The organism is Thermogutta sp. (assembly GCF_014359955.1).
Taxonomy (GTDB): Bacteria; Planctomycetota; Planctomycetia; order Pirellulales; family Thermoguttaceae; genus Thermogutta.
The window spans coordinates 1-3,084 of record NZ_JACIYL010000539.1 but is presented as its reverse complement, the minus strand read 5'-3'; the positions used below and the strand labels follow the sequence as shown (position 1 = coordinate 3,084).

At 59.8% G+C, this 3,084-nt stretch carries 3 protein-coding genes; all 3 read right to left on the bottom strand.

Annotation, left to right across the window (positions count from 1 at the left end):
• Positions 1-139 precede the first annotated feature (139 nt).
• Complete coding sequence (locus H5U08_RS14120; RefSeq protein ID WP_297034362.1) at positions 140-904, bottom strand: hypothetical protein; 765 nt, start codon at positions 902-904, stop codon at positions 140-142.
• A 200-nt stretch (positions 905-1,104) separates the two neighbouring features.
• Positions 1,105-2,421: an ABC transporter permease gene (locus tag H5U08_RS14115; RefSeq protein ID WP_297034359.1), complete on the bottom strand. Its 1,317-nt coding sequence runs from the start codon at positions 2,419-2,421 to the stop codon at positions 1,105-1,107.
• A 71-nt stretch (positions 2,422-2,492) separates the two neighbouring features.
• Positions 2,493-3,084: ABC transporter ATP-binding protein (locus H5U08_RS14110; protein WP_297034356.1), on the bottom strand; the 592-nt coding region annotated here is incomplete at its 5' end.

Below are 3,084 nucleotides of genomic sequence, written 5' to 3'. Positions count from 1 at the left end.
ATGCCGATATGACCGCGAACCAAAAAATCGGGGCCCGTCCGTTATGACATTAATGTGATCATAATACTGATCAAATCTCTTGTTCTGGGACGGGCCCCGTGGCTCAATCAGTCTCGGGAAAGCCTATCAATTCAGTCACTCAGGCTCCCCGGTTGCCGCCGCCCCGACGGCCAGCCCCCGGACCACCCGGGCCACCTGGGCCACCACCCGGGCCACGGCCCGGTCCCTGGAACAGGTCGCTGAAGTCGATATCAATCTTCTCACCGATCATCTCATTCCACTTCTTCTTTTGCTCGTCGGTGAGCACGCTCAGCACGGCGTCTTCCACCTTCTGCCGCATTTCACGGAACCGCTCGCGCATCTGGGCGGGATCGGGGCGCTCACCCGGCTGGGGCCGCTGGCCGCGGAGTTCCTCACGAACCTTGTCCCGGGCCTCGCGGATCTTGGCGAGCTGGTCCTCGGTGATTCCCAGTTCCTTCCGAACATCTTCCCGCTCCACGGCCGCTGCGATTCCGCCCAACTGGAGCTGAATCTGGTTCAGCCGCTTCTGCTGATGGGGCAGAAGGACGTTCTGAATGGCCTTGTTGGTTTCTTCCATGAGCTGACGGAACCGCTGCGGGTCGCGCTGGCCACTCTGGAAAGCCTCCCGCATCTTTTCCCGAGCCTGCTCGGCGATCTTTTGCAGCTCCGCCTTCTGGTCGTCGGTCAACTCCAGCTCCTTCTGAATCTTTTCAGACCGCAGGAGGAACTGGACGCCCATGCCACCACCCGGGCCACCGCCGAAGAAACCGCCCGGTCCCCGCTGTCCGCCGCGTCCTCCCGGCGGCTGCGCGAGAGCTGTTCCCGCGATTAACGCTACTCCCAAACCAAAGACGAGCACCGCTGTCCACGCGCGCATCCTCATGTGACAACCCTCCACATGTGCAACACGACACCTCAAGCAGAATCCTACGGGTCGGGTTTGTCAAACCTCTGCCGACCGAAGAGCGTCCACCGCTCTCCACTGGATATTAACCCGACCAGACCGTGAAAGTTCCGGCCGGGTGAGGAGAGAAGTTTCCCGCACCGAGCGTGAGGGCGTCGCTCCGTAAGAGAATCCCCGGCTCAAACGCCGGAAGCCAGCGCCCGGGCGACATCCGTCCGGTACGCGATGAGGGCAGGCAGATAGCCCACAATTGAGGCCAGAATAATCAGTCCTGGAACCAGCACCAGCTCGATGGGCTGGAAACTGAGAGCGGAAATCTGGACCCCGGTTTCCTCGAAAATCACGTTCGAAAACGCGCCGATCAGGCCGTGGCCCAAACAAACCCCGAAGGCACCACCGCCGAGCGACAGGAGGATCGACTCCAGCAGGATGACCGCCATCACCGTCGTCCGCTTGGCTCCCAGGGCCCGCATGATCGCGATCTCCAGCCGGCGCTCACTCATCGAGTTGTAAATGCTGACCATCAGGCCAATTCCCGCCACAACCACAATGAGGACCGCGAAGATGAGGAGCACGGTCTGAATATTACCCAGCAATCCTTCGAACAGCTTGGCTACCTCTTCCGCGGGGATGACACACTGAACGCCCGGCTCTTTGCCGACAAGCTGGGGGAGAGCGAGCGCCCTGGCCGTGTTTGTCCAGTCGCGTTTGACCAGAACCGCCGTCAGCAGCTTTTCGTTCTCGGTGTGAGCTGCCTCGGATTCCTCGTGACTCGAACCTGTTGCGGTGTTCTGTTCTTCGCCCTGGGTGTCCTCTTCAGAGCTTGCTGATGAATGCTGGTCGTGGAGATGGAGTTTCCAGAAGCCCTCGATGTTGACAAAAATTCCCCGGTCATTGGGAGTGCCCGTCGGCTTGAGGATTCCCACGATCGTGAATTCCTCGGGGTGCTCGTGGCCTCCCTGGGACCCGAAGCCGTGGGTAATCCGAAAGGTGTCTCCAACTTTGAGGCCCGCCTTTCTCGCCACAGTGGCCCCGATGACGGCTTCAAAAGGGGCGTCACGCCGGAAGTTTCGCCCGTTTTCTTCAAACTCGTAGGGATGATCGCCCAGGTATCGGAATTCTTCGAACATTTCGGGAACCGTGGCGATCACCGGATAGCCCGCATAGCTCCCGCCGATGCACACGGGAATCGCCGCCGCGACCTCAGTGGCGTACTGGCCGTGGTGGAGCTCTTCGTAAACGTGATACGGAATGGTCCCCCGCGGTGGCTGGAGGTAGTAAACAGTACTGAGTACCAGTTCCAATGGTCCCCCCTTGGCGGAGCCGACGATCATGTCGTATCCCTGAGAGCTCCGGCGGAATGAGCGATCCAGCACGTGATAGATCACCAGGACCGCCACCACCAGGGCCACGCCCAGGGCCATTGAAAATGCCGTGAGCGCCGACGCTACCGCACGATGTTGAATGCTTCGCCAGGCGATTTTCCAGAGAGGCATATCTGAAGGATTTCTTCTCGATTTTCAATTATCGGCCGGAACCAATCCCATACCAAGCTTTGCCCCCACTTTCACCGCTGACGTTGGGAAAGAACCAAGTTAATATCGGGGAGATGAACAATACGGGGAAACTGCCGGGCCACCTCAGGACTGTGCGTCACGAGAATGAGAGCCACATTTTCCTCCCGGCAACCTTCCCGCAACAAATCCAGCACCGCCTGCTGGTTGCTGGAGTCCACATTGGCTGTGGGTTCGTCCGCCAGAATAAGTTTGGGCCGATTGGCGAGCGCCCGGGCCACCGATACTCGTTGCTGCTCCCCGACCGAAAGCTGTCGCGGTTTATGATGAAGTCGGTGCCCCAGCCCCACGCGTTCCAGGAGTTGCTTGGCCCGTTTGACGTCCGGCTTGCCGCGCCCGAACGTCATTCCCAACAGCACATTTTCCAGGGCGGTAAAAGCCGGCAAAAGGTTAAAGGTTTGGAAGACGTAGCCAATGTTCTCCGCACGGAACCGGTCACATTCTGCCTCCGAGAGGAGGGTAATATCCCACCCGGCGATCCGCACCTGGCCCTCATCGGGCCGACTGATTCCCGCGATGATATGCAGCAGCGTGGTTTTCCCACACCCGCTCTCTCCCACGATAACAACCTGTTCCCCCGCTTCG

Excerpts from the sequence above, each read along its gene's own strand:
- H5U08_RS14115 (WP_297034359.1), bottom strand. The coding sequence starts at position 2,421 with ATGCCTCTCTGGAAAATCGCCTGGCGAAGCATTCAACATCGTGCGGTA.
- H5U08_RS14120 (WP_297034362.1), bottom strand. The coding sequence starts at position 904 with ATGAGGATGCGCGCGTGGACAGCGGTGCTCGTCTTTGGTTTGGGAGTA.